This is a genomic window from Risungbinella massiliensis (assembly GCF_000942395.1).
Classification (GTDB): domain Bacteria; phylum Bacillota; class Bacilli; order Thermoactinomycetales; family Thermoactinomycetaceae; genus Risungbinella; species Risungbinella massiliensis.
In genome coordinates, this window is the sequence record NZ_LN812103.1 from 128,026 (window position 1) to 143,482 (window position 15,457).

Consider the following 15,457-nt stretch of genomic DNA (forward strand, 5'->3'; position numbering starts at 1 on the left):
ACCCCGGATCGGTTTTCCGGGGACTAGTGTATGATCAAAAATGATTGTCTCCGTATAGCCTAGGAGAGACTTTGCCAGGAGTGTTGAAGCATGAATATCATTTTGATGGGGCTTCCCGGAGCTGGTAAAGGTACACAAGCTACCCGTATCATTGAAGAAATGAACATCCCTCATATTTCTACTGGCGACATGTTTCGTGCGGCCGTCCAAGAAGGGACACCACTTGGATTAGAGGCTAAATCGTATATGGATCAAGGACAACTCGTTCCAGATCATGTTACGATTGGGATTGTCAAAGATCGCCTCGCTAAAGAAGATTGCTCTTCTGGATTCCTGCTAGATGGTTTTCCACGCACGGTACCGCAAGCGGAAGCGTTGGATCAGCTTCTAACGGAGCTCGGTCGCGAGCTTGAGCACGTGGTTTATATCGACGTGAAAGAAGAAGAACTGATGAGACGCTTGACTGGTCGTTATATCTGCCGTAGCTGTGGTGCGTCTTATCATGAACTGTTTGCACCAGCGAAAGTTGCGGGAGTATGTGATCGATGTGGTGGCGAGTTGTACCAACGTGAAGACGATAAAGCAGAAACCGTAGCAAATCGTCTCAAAGTAAATATGAAGCAAACTCAACTTCTCTTGGATTACTATCAATCTGCTGGAATTGTAGTTCGCGTTGATGGAATGCAAGAGATTGATGAGGTAACGGATGAGATTTTAACCAAAATCCGTGATGGAAAATTATGATCACGTTAAAATCAACTAACGAATTAGAACGAATGAGACAGGCGGGTAAAATCGTATATCTGACTCATCAGGAGCTAAAGCGACACATTCATCCTGGTATTACTACCAAGGAACTGGATCGCATAGCAGAACGTTTTATTCGTCAACATGATGCCTTTCCGTCCTTTAAAGGATATAATGGATTTCCAGGAAGTGTCTGTATCTCCATTAATGAGGAACTGGTACATGGAATTCCTAGTGCTCGAAAGCTTCGTGATGGAGATATTATCTCGATCGACATTGGAGCGAAATTCGATGGTTATCATGGAGATTCTGCGTGGACATATCCAGTAGGAGTAGTATCTTCCGAAGCAGAGCGTTTGTTAAAAGCGACAGAAGACTCCCTTTATCATGGGCTGTCTCAAGCCAAAGCAGGTGTTCGAATGGGAGATCTCTCTTATGCCATACAGCAAGTAGCGGAGGCAGCTGGTTTTTCAGTTGTTCGCGAATATGTAGGACACGGGATTGGTCAAGATCTACATGAAGACCCTGCAGTTCCGAATTATGGCATTGCCGGTAAAGGACTGCGCTTGAAATCAGGAATGACCTTAGCGGTTGAACCCATGGTCAATGCAGGCTCCCGCTATGTACGTACTTTGGAAGACGACTGGACGGTTGTCACCACGGACGGTTCGATCTGTGCCCATTTTGAGCATACCATTGCAATCACGGATGAAGGCTATGAGATTCTCACGACAGCGTAATGGGGTAGGATGTGGGGACCAGTCGAATGCAGGAGATCGCTTTGTACTCGGCCAAATAGTACAAGTGCTTCGTGGAACTTGTGCGGGTGAGTACGCGATCATTATTCGAAAAGATAATTCACGCACTTTATGGTTGGTGAATAAGGACAGATTTACCATAGACCATCCAAAACAGAAAAACGTAAAACATGTCCAACCAACAAATTGGATTGCAGAAGATATCTTGGAGATCTTGCAAAAAAACGGTCGTTTGACGGATGCAATGTTGCGATATGCCCTGAATCAATACCTGCTCCAACGGAAAGGAGAGTGAATCGGTGGCCAAAGAAGACGTGATTGAAGTGGAAGGCAAAGTAAAAGAGCCGCTACCTAATGCAATGTTTCGAGTAGAGCTCGAAAATGGTCACGAAGTCCTTGCACACGTATCGGGAAAAATTCGGATGCATTTTATCCGTATTTTGCCTGGGGATCGAGTAACAGTTCAGCTCTCCCCATATGATTTATCACGCGGGCGGATTACCTATCGCTATAAGTAATCCATCCTGACGATAGGAGGGTATCTGATGAAAGTGAGACCATCCGTAAAGCCCATTTGCGAAAAATGCAAAGTGATTCGTCGTAAAGGGGCAGTTATGGTAATCTGTGAAAACCCAAAACACAAACAAAAACAAGGTTAATTGCACGGGAGGTGTAGCGTATGGCACGTATTTCAGGTATTGACCTGCCACGTGAGAAACGCGTTGAGATCGCCCTGACCTATATCTTTGGGATTGGTCGTTCTCAGTCAAAGAAAATTATTGAAGAGTCGGGTTTGAACCCAGACACACGTGTTCGTGACTTAACGGAAGAAGAAGTTGCGAAACTGCGTAGTTATATCGACAAGCATTTGATTGTCGAAGGGGATCTACGTCGGGAAACAGCTCTTAACATCAAACGCTTGATGGAGATTGGTTCCTATCGTGGAATTCGTCATCGCCGTGGTTTACCTGTTCGCGGACAAAGCTCAAAAACGAACGCTCGTACACGTAAAGGACCACGTCGTACAGTTGCGAACAAGAAGAAGTAATGAAGGAGGGATTTTAAGTGGCGAAACGGAAAACTACTACGCAACGTGTTAAACGTCGTGTGAAAAAGAACGTAGAATCTGGTGTGGCTCATATCCGTTCTACTTTTAACAATACGATCATTACAATCACAGATCCACGTGGTAACTCGATCGCATGGCAAAGTTCTGGTACACAAGGATTTAAAGGTAGCCGGAAAAGCACTCCATTCGCAGCTCAATTGGCGGCAGAAGCAGCAGCAAAAGTTGCAATGGAAAATGGTATGAAAAGTGTTGAAGTTTATGTAAAAGGACCTGGTGCTGGACGTGAGGCAGCAATCCGTTCGCTTCAAGCGGCTGGGCTAGAAGTAAGCCTCATCAAAGATGTGACACCAATCCCACATAACGGTTGCCGTCCACCAAAACGTCGTCGTGTCTAATTCGCTTGTCCAAGAAGACTGTTTATCCTTGAAACCTTATGACTATAATGGATCAGACAGGACTATACGAAACAGCGATATGTGAATACCCTTATACGCGACGTTCTAAAGGAGGGTTTAGGAAGCCGTATGATAGAAATTGAAAAGCCGAAGATTGAAGCTTTAGAGTTAAGCTCTGATCATCGATACGGAAAGTTTGTAGTGGAACCTTTGGAACGTGGATACGGTACAACACTTGGGAATTCCCTGCGCCGCATTCTGCTCTCTTCTTTACCTGGCGCAGCGGTCACCTCTATTCAGATTGATGGAGTTCTTCATGAGTTCTCTACTGTTCCTGGAGTAGTAGAAGATACGACCGAGATTATCTTGAATCTGAAAAAACTCTCTCTCAAAATCCACTCTGATGAAGAGAAAGTTTTGGAGATTGATGTAGATGGTGGCTCAGAAGGAACGATTGTGACAGCTGCCGATATTCGCGGTGATAGTGATGTTGAAGTTTTGAATCCTGACTTGCACATTGCTACTCTTGAATCCAATTCCCAATTGCGGATTCGTTTGACTGCAAATCGTGGTCGTGGTTATGTTTCCGCAGAGAAAAACAAAAAAGAAGATTTGCCAATTGGGGTAATCCCGATTGATTCCATCTATACTCCGATTGAACGTGTTAACTACCAGATTGAGAATACACGTGTTGGACAAGTCACCAACTACGATAAACTGACGCTCGAAGTTTGGACTGATGGTTCCCTTCATCCAGATGAAGCAGTTAGCCTCGGAGCAAAAATCATGAATGAACATCTTCTTCTTTTTGTTGGTTTGACCGAAGAAGCGCGAGATGCAGAGATCATGGTGGAAAAAGAAGAGGATAAAAAAGAGAAAGTAATGGAGATGACAATTGAAGAATTGGATCTCTCCGTACGTTCTTACAACTGCCTCAAGCGTGCAGGAATCAATACTGTACAAGAGCTGACACAAAAATCGGAAGAAGATATGATGAAAGTCCGCAACCTCGGACGCAAATCCCTCGAAGAAGTACAAGAGAAGCTAGAAGAGCTTGGCTTGGGCTTACGGAAAGAGGACTAACGACTGCTAGGGGGAGGGAAAAACAATGGCATACGCAAAACTTGGTCGTGATAAAGGTGCGAGAAAAGCGCTTCTCCGTGACCTTGCAACAGACCTAATCATCAATGGACGCATTGAGACGACAGAATCCAAAGCGAAAGAGATTCGTTCCATCGTCGACAAATTGATCACTCTTGGAAAGCGTGGAGATCTCCATGCTCGCCGTCAAGCTGCTGAGTTTGTGCGCAAAACTCGTTCCCATACTATAAAAGATGGCGAAGAAGTAACGCATGAACAAGTAGATGCAGTGAAAAAGTTGTTCGAAGAAGTGGCTCCTCGTTATGCAGAGCGTAATGGTGGATATACACGTATCATGAAGCTTGGACCACGTCGTGGAGATGCTGCTCCAATGGTATTTATCGAGCTTGTTTAATTGATCTTCTACTCTGTTAGGAAAGGGTGAGGGCAGGATCTTTATGGTCCTGACGTTTGCCCTTTTTTTCTTTTATATGGGGAGAAACTATGCATCCATTAATTGAGCTAAACCAAGTGTGGTTTCACTATGAAGAGGAGGAGCCACCTCAGAATGATTGGGCTTTGCATGACATATCACTCTCTATTTATGAAGGAGAGTATCTTAGTATCATCGGACCTAATGGCTCCGGTAAATCAACTCTCTCTCGCCTATTAAATGGACTCTATCTTCCACAAAAGGGAGAAGTATTAGTAGACGGACTCAACACAAATAATGCTCAGGACATTTGGGAGATTCGTCGAATGGTGGGAATGGTTTTCCAAAATCCAGAGAACCAGATTGTGGCCCCAACAGTTGAAGATGATATTGCCTTTGGTTTAGAGAATTTGGGGGTACCTCGGACGGATATGACAAACCGAATCGCCGAAGTATTAGAGAGAGTAGGATTAACAAATTATCGAAAGCAAGAGCCGCATCACTTATCAGGAGGCCAAAAACAGCGACTTGCGATTGCAGGTATTATTGCAATGCGTCCGAAAGTCTTGGTTTTAGATGAGGCAACTTCTATGTTAGATCCAGAAGGAACTAAATCGGTTCTCGCCTTGGCGCAGGAGTTACAACAAGAAGGAACGACTCTTATTCACATTACTCATTCAGCAGAGGAGGCATTCCGAGCGAATAGAGTTTTGGTGTTAGAGAATGGACGAGTTAAGTTGGATTTAGCGAGAGATATACTCTATCAACAAGGGGAAAAGTTGCTAGATATGGGTTTAGATGCACCATTTGAGATTCAACTTCAACGACGTCTCCGAGAACTTGGCTGGGAAATACCAAGTCCTCTTCAACAACCCAAAGATTTGGTGGAAGTCATATGCAGATCGTTGTCAAAAATATAAATTTCACCTACGGACCTAATACACCATTTGAGCGACAAGCACTTATGGGAATTGATTTTTCCTTACCTGCTAGCACCTATACCGCTATTATCGGACATACAGGTTCAGGTAAGTCTACGTTGATCCAACTTTTGAGTGGTCTTCTTACACCCACTTCTGGAACGATTCAGATGGGGGAAATCGTAGTTGATCATAAGAGTAAATCACTTCAAGATCTTCGTAACTTAGTTGGCATGGTTTTTCAATATCCAGAACATCAATTGTTTGCAGAAACAGTAAAAAAAGATGTTGCTTTTGGTCCCATGAATCAGGGTCTTTCTGAAGAAGAAGTAGAAAGTAGAGTATTAGTAGCTTTGGAGCGAGTCGGTTTACCTTCTTCACTTTGGGAGCGCTCTCCATATCAGTTAAGCGGAGGGCAAATGAGGAGAGTAGCGATTGCTGGAGTCCTTGCGATGAAGCCTCAAGTACTGATCTTAGATGAGCCTTCTGCCGGTTTAGATCCAATTGGAAAATCCCATCTATTAGAAATGATTTACTCACTCCATCAACAAGAGGGATTTGCAGTATTGCATGTAACACACGATATGAATGAGGCTGCTCAATATGCCGATCAGATGTTAGTTCTTGCAGAAGGTAAACTGGTTTTATCTGGTAAGACGGAAATACTTTTTCAACAAGATGAGACTCTTCAATCGCTAGGGCTGGATATACCAAAATCAGTACAATGGGTTGACAAACTAAACCAAAAAATTTCGAGTCCTCTACCAAGAAGCTTATTTACGGTGGAACAAGTAGCGGAAGAATTGATGAAGCGCAAAAAGGGGAGTCCATAATTTGCAACCATTTGTGATTGGTCAATACCTCCCTGGGAAATCGCTCCTCCATCGCTTGGATCCTAGGGCGAAATTACTTTTTGTATTTGGCTTTATGATTTTGATTTTTTTATCAAATAATCTTGAATCTTACTGTTTACTGCTCTGTTTTACGATAATTTCTGTCTTCTTTTCACGTATTTCACTTGTTTATTTTATAAAAGCACTCAAACCAGTCCTTTTCCTTATACTTCTTACGACGTTTCTTCATCTGTTTTTTACCAAAGGTACAGAACAGACAGCTCTTTGGACCAATCCGCTTTTTACGATCTATCAAGAAGGAGTCATACAAGCAGTCTTTATTTCGTTACGTTTTATCCTGCTTATTTTTGTGGCTTCCCTTCTGACGTTTACCACCTCTCCTGTTGACATTACCGATGGGTTAGAAAATTTATTAACCCCTCTTAAGGCCGTAAAGGTACCTACTCATGAGATTGCCTTGATGATGTCGATTGCGTTGCGGTTTATTCCTACACTTTGGGAAGAAACAGAAAAGATACGCAAAGCTCAACTAGCTAGAGGTGCGAAATTAGAGAGCGGATCTCTCTGGACACGTCTCAAGAGCTATCTCCCTATCTTAATCCCGCTTTTTCTCTCTGCATTTCGCCGAGCAGAAGAGTTGGCCTTTGCAATGGAATCGCGTTGCTATCGAGGAGGAGAAGGTAGAACGAAGTATCGGCTGCTTCAGTATGGTATTGCTGATTTCTTGTTGCTCCTCTTGTTTTTTGCTCTAGTAGGAATCCTTTTGTTAGTGAGGACGTAAGGAAAAGATGAAAAAGATAAAAATGATCGTAGCCTACGATGGAACCGATTTTCATGGCTTTCAGAGCCAACCTGGTCTACGTACCGTTCAAGGAGAATTAGAAAAGGCTTTAAGTAGGCTGACAGGCGATAAGATCACGATTTTCGGATCTGGTCGTACGGATGCGGGAGTACATGCTCATGGTCAAGTTATTCATTTTGAGACAACTAGTCCCATACCAAATGAAAAGTATTCCTACATCCTGCGAAGAGCTTTACCACGAGACGTAGTGGTTCGTTCAGTAGAAGATGTACCAATGGATTTTCATGCCCAAAAAAGCGCTAGATGGAAAACCTATCGCTATCAAATTGAGACTTCCCCTGTTGCCGAATGGATGACTCGGAGATTTCGAACTTATCGTCCAAGGAGATTTGATCTAGAACAAATGAGAGATGCGGTAAATTATGTTATAGGTACACATGATTTTACTTCTTTTTGTTCTGTGATGACCCATGTGGAGAATAAAGTACGGACAATCTATGATTTTCGGATCGAAGAGGCGGATGGAGTTCTCACTTTTTGGGTAACTGGAAATGGATTTCTCTACAACATGGTTCGGATTTTGGTAGGCACGATATTTGATATAGGTCTAGGTAGGTGGCCAGCTAGTCGTATGCAAACGATGCTGGAAGCCCACGATCGAAAAGCAGCGGGTCTTACTTTTCCACCAGAAGGTTTGGTGCTTTGGGAGGTAGGCTATGAGCCTTGGGTTTCGAGTGCAAAATCTTGACATATGGGCATAGTTGGGGTATGATAACGCTTGGTATTTTCCACTTATGCCCCGGTGGAAATTCAGTTCGGCGCGATTTCTTAAATGCTTCTAATCGCTTTCGAGATAAATGATACAATATGGATTTTCTTCAAGGAGGGATTTCAGATGCGCACGACTTATTTAGCGAAGCCACTTGAAGTGGAACGTAAATGGTACGTGGTAGACGCACAAGGTAAGACCCTTGGACGCCTAGCATCCGAAGTAGCAACATTGCTACGTGGTAAACATAAACCAGTATACACTCCTCACGTGGACACTGGGGATTTTGTAGTTATAATCAACGCTTCTCAAATCGAGCTAACTGGTAACAAGTTGGCTAAAAAAATGTACTACCGTCACTCTGGACATCCAGGTGGTTTGAAAGTTACTACTGCTGAAAAACTTCGTGCAACTCGTCCAGAACGCATGATCGAACTCGCAGTAAAAGGCATGTTGCCAAAAGGTAGTCTCGGTCGTCAACAGCTCAAAAAGCTGAAAGTATATGCTGGATCTGAGCATCCACACCAAGCACAACAACCGGAAGTTTACGAACTACGCGGTTAATTGAGGAGGGAAATCTAACGTGGCACAAGTTCAATACTACGGAACCGGTCGTCGGAAAGAATCCGTTGCCCGTGTTCGCCTCGTACCTGGAGATGGACGCATCGTAATCAACGGTCGCGACATCGATCAATACTTTGGTTTAGAAACTCTAAAAGCAATTGTACGTCAACCACTTGTTCTTACTGATACAAATGGTCGCTACGATGTACTTGTAAACGTACATGGTGGTGGATACACTGGTCAAGCAGGAGCAATTCGTCATGGTATCTCCCGTGCGCTTCTTAAAGCGGATCTCGAAATGCGTCCATCTTTGAAAAAAGCTGGCTTCTTGACTCGTGACCCTCGTATGAAAGAGCGTAAAAAATACGGTCTTAAAGCAGCTCGTCGTGCACCTCAGTTCTCCAAACGTTAATCGATTTACGTTTCAAGGCCCTCAACCTTTATTGGTTGGGGGCTTTTTTATGTGCGTCCGGCATGGGCACATTCTATAGGGTGAAAGTCTCGAATAGCGAAGGTGGCAGTAACTATTAGCCAAAGGCAAGGGTGTTTACCCTGAGGTGGAATTTGAAGGAAGCAGGCGGGCAAACTTCCGACCTGAGGAACACAAACTATTTATAACGATATATTAGGTATAGGACCATATTGAAGTAGAAATCAATCTCTGGATTACCATAAAACTCATTAGACACATATAATGAAAAACGTTATTTATTAAAGAGGAGGATTAGATGTGAGTAACAGGAATAGAATAATTTATTTACAAATGAGACTGGGCCAATGTTACCATTACTTATTCCAAGTACATGGAGATCATTTATAACTAGGGGTAATACTGTTGAAGAACGTGTTATGGTGATAACTAATAGAAATATCCTTCCTGACCGTCCCGAATTTTCTTTTTTTTGGTAGAATAAATGGTGAGTCATTTTCGGGATCACTTTTTGGAACTACTATTCAACTTCAAGCTTTGGATAACCGTTATAAATGGTATACTGGAACTCTAGCAGTCGTAGTTGGAAGACCCATCACGCCTGGTTACCGGGGAATAGTCAATTTTGTTATTTCTGGGGATGTAACTGATTACTGGTTGTCGACAAGTTTTCCTTGGCATGCAACATCTAGCGTTCAATTTTAATACGGTAGCAATAAAAAGTTAAACCAAGTTATGTGTTTTATTACGGGGAACAAAAACCCGTACCTTATGATAAAACAACCATGCTTGGCTTCTAGAAATCTACTCACTTTTTTGGTGATTTTTTTGAAAAAGCGAGTTTCGTTAATCATAGTAGATCCCCCATGCCATTGTTGAAGCGGTGTTATTTTGATTGGACATCATTCTTAATAGGAGAATTAATTTAACTATTCTTCATGCGGGTGGAAAACGAAGGGTCTTAAAGTAGCTCGTCGTGCACCTCAGTTCTCCAAACGTTAATATTGTTGATATTAACGCTCTTTTCCGGTTATGTTGGGGAAGGGTTTTTATTTGTGAATATATCCATTTGGATACCCACTGATAGGATTTTGTTGTTAATACTAATTAAACGGCATCAGACGTTTTGGGCGTTTGGAAGAGTTGGCGACTTATTGTTACAATTAGTATCTTCTTATGTCCAAGATATTGACCTAAGTCAAAACACTAACATAAGATAATGAAATAAATAAAAATTTTGAACTTAATTAATGAGAAATGGAGGCATAAAATTGAGAGTCCATATACAGCAGGTTATCAAGCAACTTGAAATCGATTATGATATTAAGGTTCTTTATGCATGTGAATCTGGAAGTCGAGCTTGGGGGTTTCCATCCAAAGATAGTGATTATGATGTTAGATTCATCTATGTACATAATAAGGACTGGTATTTATCCATTGATCATAAAAGAGATGTTATAGAAATTCCTAGTAGGGATTCTATTTCAATACCTATCAATGATTTATTAGATTTAAGTGGCTGGGAACTAACCAAAGCATTAAGGTTATTTAGAAAGTCAAATCCTCCTCTTTTAGAATGGCTTCGCTCAAACATAGTTTATTATCAATCATATTCTACAATTGATAGAATGAGGCTTATAGATAAGAATATTTTCTCACCGACTTCTTGCTTATATCATTACCTGAATATGGCGAAAGGTAATTTCCGTGAATACCTTCAAGGTCAAGAAGTTAAAATTAAAAAGTATTTCTATGTGCTAAGGCCCATTTTAGCAGCAAAATGGATCGAAGAGTATAATACAATTCCTCCCATAGGATTCCAAGATTTATTAGATGATATTATCCTACCTGGAGAACTAAAAGATGCAATCAACACTCTATTAGAACGTAAAATAGCAGGTGAAGAGTTGAACTTGGAACCAAGAATTGATGTGATTAATCAATATCTTCATAAAGAAATAGAACATCTGGATTTATACACTAAAAGTATCAACATTCAAATTCCTGATCCAACAATTCAGCTTGATAATCTATTTAGAGAAACATTAGAAGAGGTTTGGAATTAAATCTCATTGAATCTTCAGCAATCGAGTGCGATTGTTGAACTGAGGGGTCTAGTAAACAAATTTACCTTTCCTACCATTTTCTTAAAAAGCTGCATTTTCATTGGGGAATGTGGCTTTTATTTATGTGCGCCCGGTAAGCCGTTAATTGCTAGTTGGTGAAAGTTCAACGGAGGTAAGAGCCAAATTGGGCGAAGTCTATAGACGGTGCGATGGAACTTGGAAGACAGCACTCAGGAAGTAAATCTAGCACCATCTTGACATCTCAAAGCAGAATGCTATTATATTACCGACAGTCAGTCGGTCTATATAAAGGGGATGTAAAAATGAGAGTGGTAAAAGAAGCGGAGGAACGCAAGAACGAAATACTTGACGCGGCGGATGAGCTTTTCGGTCAGAAGGGCTTTGACGGCACAAGTACAAACGATATTCTCGAAAAGGTCGGAATTGCGCGGGGAACGCTGTATTATCACTTCAAGTCGAAGGAAGATATTATGGACGCGCTGATTGAGCGGTATAGTGTCCGTCTTTTCGACACGGCGCAAGAAATTGCCGCCGACAAGAGCATACCTGTAGTTGAGCGCATCATCCGTGTTGTTATGTCAATGAACTTAAGTGGCGAAAGCAGCGAAGAAATTATGGAGCACATTCACAAGCCACAGAACGCGCTTATGCATCAGAAAATACAAAGGGTCATATTGGGCGGCCTTACGCCGATCCTGACGGAAATAATCCGTGAAGGCACCCGGCAGGGACTATTCAGTACACCGTTTCCTTACGAATGCATGGAAATGGTTGTGGCATATACGAATACCGTTTTTGATGATGATATGGTTCCCATGACAAATGAGGAGCGTGTTTCACGCATACAGGCGTTTATTTTCAATGTAGAAAGGCTGCTCGGTGCCCAAAGCGGAAGCCTTATGGACGTTATGCAGATGTTTGGCAACGAAAATGGAGGCAACAATGAGTAATTCGGAAAAACCCTTTGGAAAATTTGTTCTTCTGTGGTCCGGACAGCTTATTTCAGCGATCGGAAGCGGGCTTACGTCGTTCGGGCTTGGGGTTTATGTTTTTCAGCAGACGGGAAAGGCGTCGTCAATTGCACTGGTAGCCTTGCTTGCGTTTATGCCCTCGCTTCTTTTAAGTGCTGTGGCAGGAGTGCTTGCGGATCGCTATGACCGCAGGCTTCTCATGGTGCTGGGCGACAGTCTTTCTGCGTTGGGAATTGGTTTCATACTGATTTGTATGATTCAGGGAGAAGTACAGCTATGGCAGATTTGCCTGGGAGTTACCATAAGCTCGGTGTTTTCCTCGCTGCTTGAACCCGCATACAAAGCTACGGTTACGGATTTGCTCACCGAGGAGCAGTACACAAAAGCAAGCGGTCTGGTTCAGGTGGCAGGCTCGGCCAAATATTTGATATCACCCATAATTGCAGGGTTTCTACTCACCGTTTCGGATATAAAACTGTTGCTTGTCATCGACATCTGCACATTTTTTGTAACCGTTATATCAACTCTTGCTGTACGCAAAGGTCTTGCCTCCAAGAAATATGAACAGGCAAAATCGTTTATCCGTGAATTCAAAGACGGTTGGGGTGCCGTTTCTGAAAACAGAGGCGTGCTTGTCCTTGTGATCATGACATCGGTAATGCTATTTTTCATCGGCTTCGTAGAAACACTTTTCGCGCCGATGATCCTTGCTTTTACGGACAGCTCCGTATTAGGAACGATTGAAACAATCGCCGCCTCGGGAATGCTTGTTACCAGTGTGATTATTGGAATTTTTCCGATAAAAAGGGACTACGTGAAAATGCTTTCGGTTTCGCTGTTTTGTGCCGGAATATTTATGGCGGCGTTCGGACTGCACGAAAATATTGTACTTATCTGCGTTGCGGGATTTCTGTTTTTTGCAATGCTCCCGTTTGTAAACACAAGTTTGGATTTCCTGATCCGTACCAACATAGAAAATTCCGTTCAGGGCAGAGCGTGGGGACTGATCGGTGTTATTTCTCAGCTTGGATTTGTAGTCGCTTATGCGCTTTCGGGTGTGCTTGTGGATTTTCTGTTCACTCCAATGCTTGTTGACGGCGGAGTGTTTGCTGACAGTGTGGGAAAGATCATCGGCACAGGCAGCGGCAGAGGTACAGGATTTCTTATTATCATCGCGGGAGTGCTGCTATGTGTGACTTCAGTAATTCTATCTAATCTAAAATCGGTTAAAAATCTTGAAAATTTAAGGAGCAGAGGTGACTTATGTATTACAGAATAATCCGCAATGACATGTTAAACAGCAAAGTGATCACGCTGACAACCATGATATTTGTCGCAGCCTCAGCAATGCTTGTTTCACTCGCGGCGATTCTCGTCATCAATCTTTCGGGCGCGCTAGATACGCTGATGAAGCGAGCAGAAACACCGCATTTTATGCAGATGCATTCGGGAAAAATTGATACTGAGCGACTTAAGGATTTTGCGGAGAAAAATAGCAATGTCGATGAATTCCAGGTGGTCGAATTTCTCAACATAGACGGATCGCAGTTCATTTTGGGCGATAATACGCTTGCAAATAGTGTTCAGGATAACGGACTCAGCACACAGAGCAAAAAATTTGATTATCTTCTCGATCTTGATGGGAACATCATCAATGCAGCCGATGGCGAAATTTATGTTCCTATAAGCTATATGAAGGACAATACCACTAAGGTTGGTGACAAAGCCGTAATTAACGGGATGGAATTTATCGTTGCCGGATTTCTCCGCGACTCGACGATGAATTCCTCGCTCTCCACCTCAAAGAGATTTCTTGTCAGTGAAAATGATTATGCGGAAATGAAAAAACTGGGAAATACGGAGTATCTAATTGAGTTTAGATTAAAGGATATGTCAACACTCGGTGCATTTGAAGCTGCTTATATGTCGGCAGGACTTGATGCGAATGGACCAACGGTTACATATTCACTTTTCCAAATGATGAATTCACTTTCTGACGGGATGATGATCGGGGTTATCCTTCTTGTAAGCGTATTGGTCGTTACAATCGCGTTTATGTGCATACGCTTTACGCTTCTTACGAAAATCGAAGAGGACTACCGTGAAATTGGCGTTATGAAGGCAATAGGGTTGCGTGTTTCCGACATAAAAAAGATTTATCTTGCGAAATACGCGGCGATTGCGGCGACAGGTAGTATTCTTGGTTTTGCACTTTCGCTAATGTTTCAAGGCATGCTTCTTGAAAATATACGGCTTTATATGGGGGAAAGCGAAAATTCTTCTTATGGATTGCTATTCGGTATCATCGGTATACTGCTTGTATTCCTCGCGATCATTGCCTATGTAAACGGAGTGCTGAGACGCTTTCGGAAAATATCTGCTGCGGAAGCAATACGCTTTGGCACTTCACAGGAAAAGAAAGCTGGCGCTAAGCGTTTTACCCTGAGCGGAAACAGGATGTTTAGCACGAATATATTTCTCGGTATCAAAGATGTTCTCTCAAGGAAAAGAATTTACGCCACCATGCTTTCGGTGCTGGTGATTTCGTCATTCATCATTATTGTTCCGCAGAACCTGTACAACACGATTTCCTCCAAAAGCTTTATCAATTATATGGGGATCGGAAACTACGATTTACGCATACAGCCTGCTAGCGACAGCTCTGAAAAAGCCCCTGAAATTATAAAGGCGATGGACAACGACAGTATGATTTCAAAGTATACCGTCCTTACAACAAAAACATTCAAAGTAAAAACGGAAAACGGATCAGAGGAAAATCTAAAAGTTGAACTCGGCGACCATTCGATTTTCCCTATCGAATATACCACGGGCGGAGCACCTGCCGCAGAAGACGAAATTGCACTTTCGGTTATTAACGCAGATGAGATGAGCAAAAAGGTTGGAGATGTCATTACGCTGGTGATTGAGGGGAAGGAGAAAGCTCTCAAGGTTAGCGGAATTTATTCCGACATTACCAACGGTGGCAAAACTGCAAAGGCTGTTTTTACCGACAATTCCGCGGACATTATATGGATCATTATCTCCGCAGAGCTTTCAGATAAATATCTTGTCGACAAAAAGGTTTTGGAATATACGGACAGGTTTGCTTTTGCAAAGGTTTCGGACATTGATGAATTTGTTACACAGACATTAGGCTCGACAATAAGTTCCATCGAAATAGCCTCTTACGCTTCCATTGCTGTTGCGCTGGTTATTATGGTACTGGTTACACTCTTGTTTATGAAAATGCTTGTTGCAAAAGATAGATATTCCATTGCAGTGATGAAAGCCCTCGGTTTTACAAACTCGGATATGAAGACACAGTATGTTTCGCGTTCCGTTTTTGTTCTGATTATCGGAATTGTGCTCGGTACGATTTTAGCGAACACTCTCGGAGAGATACTTGCTGGTGCGGTTGTGTCCTCGTTTGGAGCGTCGACGTTTGAGTTTACGGTCAATCCGATTTCGGCGTATCTGCTTAGTCCGCTGATGATGATCTGTACGGTACTGATCGCAACGATGATTGGCACATCAGGTGCAGGAAAAATAAAAATTTCCGAAAATATAAAGGAGTAGGG

19 protein-coding genes are annotated in these 15,457 nt (G+C 42.6%); all 19 read left to right on the top strand.

Annotated elements, in window-relative coordinates:
- The first annotated feature begins 90 nt into the window (after positions 1 to 90).
- The 19 genes from VJ09_RS11645 (at position 91) to VJ09_RS11735 (ending at position 15,455) form a co-directional block, all read left to right on the top strand.
- Positions 91 to 744, top strand: coding sequence for an adenylate kinase (locus VJ09_RS11645; protein WP_044641899.1), 654 nt, complete (start codon positions 91 to 93; stop codon positions 742 to 744).
- Positions 741 to 1,487 carry a type I methionyl aminopeptidase gene (gene map / locus VJ09_RS11650; RefSeq protein ID WP_044641900.1) on the top strand — a complete coding sequence of 249 codons (747 nt, stop codon included), beginning with the start codon at positions 741 to 743 and terminating at the stop codon, positions 1,485 to 1,487. The genes VJ09_RS11645 and map overlap by 4 nt, the downstream gene beginning before the upstream one ends.
- Positions 1,465 to 1,800 carry a KOW domain-containing RNA-binding protein gene (locus VJ09_RS11655; protein ID WP_230199147.1) on the top strand — a complete coding sequence of 112 codons (336 nt, stop codon included), beginning with the start codon at positions 1,465 to 1,467 and terminating at the stop codon, positions 1,798 to 1,800. The genes map and VJ09_RS11655 overlap by 23 nt, the downstream gene beginning before the upstream one ends.
- A 4-nt stretch (positions 1,801 to 1,804) precedes the next feature.
- On the top strand, positions 1,805 to 2,023 hold the full coding sequence (gene infA, locus VJ09_RS11660) for a translation initiation factor IF-1 (protein WP_044641901.1): 219 nt from the start codon (positions 1,805 to 1,807) through the stop codon (positions 2,021 to 2,023).
- A 27-nt stretch (positions 2,024 to 2,050) separates the two neighbouring features.
- The gene (gene rpmJ, locus VJ09_RS11665) at positions 2,051 to 2,164 is read left to right on the top strand and encodes a 50S ribosomal protein L36 (protein ID WP_022738894.1); all 114 of its coding nucleotides are present in this window, start codon (positions 2,051 to 2,053) and stop codon (positions 2,162 to 2,164) included.
- Between the two features lie 20 nt (positions 2,165 to 2,184).
- The gene (gene rpsM / locus VJ09_RS11670; protein WP_044641902.1) at positions 2,185 to 2,553 is read left to right on the top strand and encodes a 30S ribosomal protein S13; all 369 of its coding nucleotides are present in this window, start codon (positions 2,185 to 2,187) and stop codon (positions 2,551 to 2,553) included.
- Between the two features lie 17 nt (positions 2,554 to 2,570).
- The gene (gene rpsK, locus VJ09_RS11675) at positions 2,571 to 2,969 is read left to right on the top strand and encodes a 30S ribosomal protein S11 (RefSeq protein WP_044641903.1); all 399 of its coding nucleotides are present in this window, start codon (positions 2,571 to 2,573) and stop codon (positions 2,967 to 2,969) included.
- Between the two features lie 129 nt (positions 2,970 to 3,098).
- Complete coding sequence (locus VJ09_RS11680) at positions 3,099 to 4,052, top strand: DNA-directed RNA polymerase subunit alpha (protein ID WP_044641904.1); 954 nt, start codon at positions 3,099 to 3,101, stop codon at positions 4,050 to 4,052.
- Positions 4,053 to 4,077: 25 nt separating this feature from the next.
- Complete coding sequence (rplQ, locus tag VJ09_RS11685; RefSeq protein WP_044641905.1) at positions 4,078 to 4,464, top strand: 50S ribosomal protein L17; 387 nt, start codon at positions 4,078 to 4,080, stop codon at positions 4,462 to 4,464.
- An 89-nt stretch (positions 4,465 to 4,553) separates the two neighbouring features.
- A complete protein-coding gene (locus VJ09_RS11690) occupies positions 4,554 to 5,402 on the top strand; it encodes an energy-coupling factor transporter ATPase (protein WP_044641906.1) in 849 nt (282 codons plus the stop codon).
- The gene (locus VJ09_RS11695) at positions 5,378 to 6,235 is read left to right on the top strand and encodes an energy-coupling factor transporter ATPase (protein ID WP_044641907.1); all 858 of its coding nucleotides are present in this window, start codon (positions 5,378 to 5,380) and stop codon (positions 6,233 to 6,235) included. The genes VJ09_RS11690 and VJ09_RS11695 overlap by 25 nt, the downstream gene beginning before the upstream one ends.
- A 1-nt stretch (position 6,236) precedes the next feature.
- The gene (locus tag VJ09_RS11700) at positions 6,237 to 7,037 is read left to right on the top strand and encodes an energy-coupling factor transporter transmembrane component T family protein (protein ID WP_044641908.1); all 801 of its coding nucleotides are present in this window, start codon (positions 6,237 to 6,239) and stop codon (positions 7,035 to 7,037) included.
- A gap of 7 nt (positions 7,038 to 7,044) precedes the next feature.
- Entirely contained in the window at positions 7,045 to 7,806 is a 762-nt protein-coding gene (truA, locus tag VJ09_RS11705; protein WP_044641909.1) for a tRNA pseudouridine(38-40) synthase TruA, read from the top strand.
- Between the two features lie 147 nt (positions 7,807 to 7,953).
- On the top strand, positions 7,954 to 8,391 hold the full coding sequence (rplM, locus tag VJ09_RS11710; protein ID WP_044641910.1) for a 50S ribosomal protein L13: 438 nt from the start codon (positions 7,954 to 7,956) through the stop codon (positions 8,389 to 8,391).
- A 19-nt stretch (positions 8,392 to 8,410) separates the two neighbouring features.
- Positions 8,411 to 8,803: a 30S ribosomal protein S9 gene (gene rpsI / locus VJ09_RS11715; RefSeq protein ID WP_044641911.1), complete on the top strand. Its 393-nt coding sequence runs from the start codon at positions 8,411 to 8,413 to the stop codon at positions 8,801 to 8,803.
- A 1,289-nt stretch (positions 8,804 to 10,092) separates the two neighbouring features.
- Positions 10,093 to 10,887 carry a nucleotidyltransferase domain-containing protein gene (locus tag VJ09_RS11720; protein ID WP_052807369.1) on the top strand — a complete coding sequence of 265 codons (795 nt, stop codon included), beginning with the start codon at positions 10,093 to 10,095 and terminating at the stop codon, positions 10,885 to 10,887.
- A gap of 323 nt (positions 10,888 to 11,210) precedes the next feature.
- Positions 11,211 to 11,858, top strand: a complete 648-nt coding sequence (locus tag VJ09_RS11725; RefSeq protein WP_044641913.1) for a TetR/AcrR family transcriptional regulator — start codon at positions 11,211 to 11,213, stop codon at positions 11,856 to 11,858.
- A complete protein-coding gene (locus tag VJ09_RS11730) occupies positions 11,851 to 13,158 on the top strand; it encodes an MFS transporter (protein ID WP_044641914.1) in 1,308 nt (435 codons plus the stop codon). The genes VJ09_RS11725 and VJ09_RS11730 overlap by 8 nt, the downstream gene beginning before the upstream one ends.
- A complete protein-coding gene (locus tag VJ09_RS11735; RefSeq protein WP_044641915.1) occupies positions 13,143 to 15,455 on the top strand; it encodes an ABC transporter permease in 2,313 nt (770 codons plus the stop codon). The genes VJ09_RS11730 and VJ09_RS11735 overlap by 16 nt, the downstream gene beginning before the upstream one ends.
- Positions 15,456 to 15,457: the final 2 nt, after the last annotated feature.

What these genes read in the sequence shown, in the direction of transcription:
- map (WP_044641900.1), top strand. Translation starts at nt 741, where the DNA reads ATGATCACGTTAAAATCAACTAACGAATTAGAACGAATGAGACAGGCG.
- VJ09_RS11645 (WP_044641899.1), top strand. Translation starts at nt 91, where the DNA reads ATGAATATCATTTTGATGGGGCTTCCCGGAGCTGGTAAAGGTACACAA.
- VJ09_RS11680 (WP_044641904.1), top strand. Translation starts at nt 3,099, where the DNA reads ATGATAGAAATTGAAAAGCCGAAGATTGAAGCTTTAGAGTTAAGCTCT.
- VJ09_RS11735 (WP_044641915.1), top strand. Translation starts at nt 13,143, where the DNA reads ATGTATTACAGAATAATCCGCAATGACATGTTAAACAGCAAAGTGATC.
- rplQ (WP_044641905.1), top strand. Translation starts at nt 4,078, where the DNA reads ATGGCATACGCAAAACTTGGTCGTGATAAAGGTGCGAGAAAAGCGCTT.
- rpsM (WP_044641902.1), top strand. Translation starts at nt 2,185, where the DNA reads ATGGCACGTATTTCAGGTATTGACCTGCCACGTGAGAAACGCGTTGAG.
- VJ09_RS11690 (WP_044641906.1), top strand. Translation starts at nt 4,554, where the DNA reads ATGCATCCATTAATTGAGCTAAACCAAGTGTGGTTTCACTATGAAGAG.
- VJ09_RS11655 (WP_230199147.1), top strand. Translation starts at nt 1,465, where the DNA reads ATGAGATTCTCACGACAGCGTAATGGGGTAGGATGTGGGGACCAGTCG.
- VJ09_RS11730 (WP_044641914.1), top strand. Translation starts at nt 11,851, where the DNA reads ATGAGTAATTCGGAAAAACCCTTTGGAAAATTTGTTCTTCTGTGGTCC.
- truA (WP_044641909.1), top strand. Translation starts at nt 7,045, where the DNA reads ATGAAAAAGATAAAAATGATCGTAGCCTACGATGGAACCGATTTTCAT.
- rplM (WP_044641910.1), top strand. Translation starts at nt 7,954, where the DNA reads ATGCGCACGACTTATTTAGCGAAGCCACTTGAAGTGGAACGTAAATGG.
- VJ09_RS11695 (WP_044641907.1), top strand. Translation starts at nt 5,378, where the DNA reads ATGCAGATCGTTGTCAAAAATATAAATTTCACCTACGGACCTAATACA.
- rpmJ (WP_022738894.1), top strand. Translation starts at nt 2,051, where the DNA reads ATGAAAGTGAGACCATCCGTAAAGCCCATTTGCGAAAAATGCAAAGTG.
- VJ09_RS11725 (WP_044641913.1), top strand. Translation starts at nt 11,211, where the DNA reads ATGAGAGTGGTAAAAGAAGCGGAGGAACGCAAGAACGAAATACTTGAC.